Below are 2,200 nucleotides of genomic sequence, written 5' to 3' on the forward strand. Positions count from 1 at the left end.
TGGCAAGTCCTACGACGAACTGGCGGATGACAGGGCGGCGGAACGCAAGCGCGAATTAGAGAAGCTGAAGGAAAGCGACTTCAAAGACTTTGAAGACGGGGCCGCGATGGCGGTCCCGACGCATGACGACTTCGATGCGGAGCATGTCGAAAGCGGGGACTTCCCCCTGCCGCTGGATGTTGCCGGGGTGGATCTTCAACGTCCACCAGGTTTCGTGGGCTATGTCGCGGACTGGATCGACAGCCAATGCCGCTATCCCCGGCGCAGGCTGGCCGTGGCATCGGCTCTAACCGCCGTGGGCAACATTGGCGGCATGAGCCACTACGACACCCGCGATGGCATCACGGCCAACATGATGGCGTTTTGCGTGGCGGCATCATCGACCGGCAAGGAAGCGGTCATGCAGGCTTTCAACGATTTGCACATTGCCGCCGGGGTGCAAACCGCAATGCACGGCACAATGAAATCTGAGCAAGAGATCGTGCGCAACATGATTGAAAATCAGGCCAGCTTTTACAGCATTGACGAAATCGGCATCTTTCTAGGCAAGGTTCGGAACGCCCAAAAGCGCGGCGGGGCCAGCTATCTGGAAGGCGTGTTCGGCATCATCATGTCAGCATATTCCAAAGCCAACAGTCGGTTTCTTCTGGGGGGCGACGTGTCCCGTGATCTGCGCAAAATGTTCGGGGCGATGCTGGCGAGGGCGCAGGAGCAGGGAGACGAAAAAGGCGAGGCGCGGGCGCAGCGGATGCTGGACATGGTGGACAGCGGATTAGAGCGGCCATTCATGAGCATCATCGGGTTTACAACGCCAAGCACTTTTGATGAGGTGATGGACGGCGAAAGCGCCACGTCGGGTTTCGTGGGCCGGTCAATCATCGTCTCGGAGCGGGATATCAACCCAAGGCCGCGCAAAGCGTTCCAAAAACCGGACTTGCCCATAATGATGAGTGGCAAGCTAGGGCTTCTCTACGGCGGCCCTGATGGCCGGGTGGAGTATGCCGGGGCCAGACGTGACGTGCATACAGACGACGCCGCAAACGAGGCGCTGGACGCCATCGCGGATTGGCTGATCGAGTACGCGGAACACATGGGCGAGCGCATGGGCGAGGCGTCAATAGCGATGATCCGGCGGGCCTATGAGTTGATCGCCAAGGTGAGTTTCATACTGGCAATCCCGGATGGCAGGCGGACGGTTGAGCATGTCCGATGGGCGTTTGCCTACGTCAAGGACGAAATCAACTTCAAGGTCGCGCTGGTCTTTGCCAACGACAATGCAAAGGCAAAACCGGAAGACGCCATAGCCGCGCGGCTGCTGAACTTTGTGGACGGGGACAACGGACTGACAAGCGCCATGCTGGCGAACAAGCTGAAAATCTCAGTCGCGGACGTGGATGCGGCCTGCAACCGGCTCAAAGACGCGGGCGAGGTGGAACTCAAATTTTCCCGGAAATATCGCGGCAAAGATGTATTCAAATGGTATAGGACCGGATAGCGGTATCATGATATGATCCAATAATAAGATGCAAAACCCCGTAAGACATTGTTATTGCGGGGTTTTTCGTCATCATGTTATCTTTTCCATCTTACCCTTAAAGAGACAAATAGAAACACCTAGAGAGACAGTCAAAATTACACAATAGACACATTATACCTGACAGTTGTTTTGACCTCTAAAAACAGTACCTTACTATAATATATAAGATATATATGATAATAAATTATATAGTGTTTTCAAGGGCGTTAGCGGTAACAGCATCTTACACGTCAAAATATGATCGAAACCCCTTGCACCGTGCAAAATCATTGCGTAAGGTTAGGCGTGAGGCGGCGCACGGTGCGTTGCCTTGGTCAAAGGAAAAAACATGATCGACACAAACACACTCGCAACCATTATCACGGCGCTGGCAGGTCAGCAGCAAGCCGCACCGGCAACCGCAGGCGCAACAGTCGCGGCCAGCATGATCGGAAAATACGCTATCATTCGCAGCCGCAACGAGGGTATCAACGCGGGCTTGATTGTCGCAGCGGATCACACTGGCGTCATCATCGAAAACGCACGTCGCATCTGGTATCACAAGCCAGCCGACAAATCCGAGAGCTGGTATGAGGGCGTTGCAAATTCCGGCCTTTCATCGGACAGCAAAGTGAGCGGCGCTGTCGCGCAAAAGGCGATCATTGAGGATTACAGCGTCACGAT

2 protein-coding genes are annotated in these 2,200 nt (G+C 54.7%); both read left to right on the forward strand.

The window, feature by feature from the left end:
* Positions 1–1,495 (forward strand): MarR family transcriptional regulator (locus VGP75_RS03330; protein WP_327542301.1); only part of this gene is annotated, 1,495 nt, incomplete at its 5' end.
* 370 nt (positions 1,496–1,865) lie between these two features.
* A partial coding sequence (locus VGP75_RS03335; RefSeq protein WP_327542302.1) for a DUF6948 domain-containing protein occupies positions 1,866–2,200 on the forward strand: 335 nt, incomplete at its 3' end.

This window comes from Yoonia sp. (genome assembly GCF_036007805.1).
In the GTDB taxonomy this organism is placed as follows: domain Bacteria; phylum Pseudomonadota; class Alphaproteobacteria; order Rhodobacterales; family Rhodobacteraceae; genus Yoonia.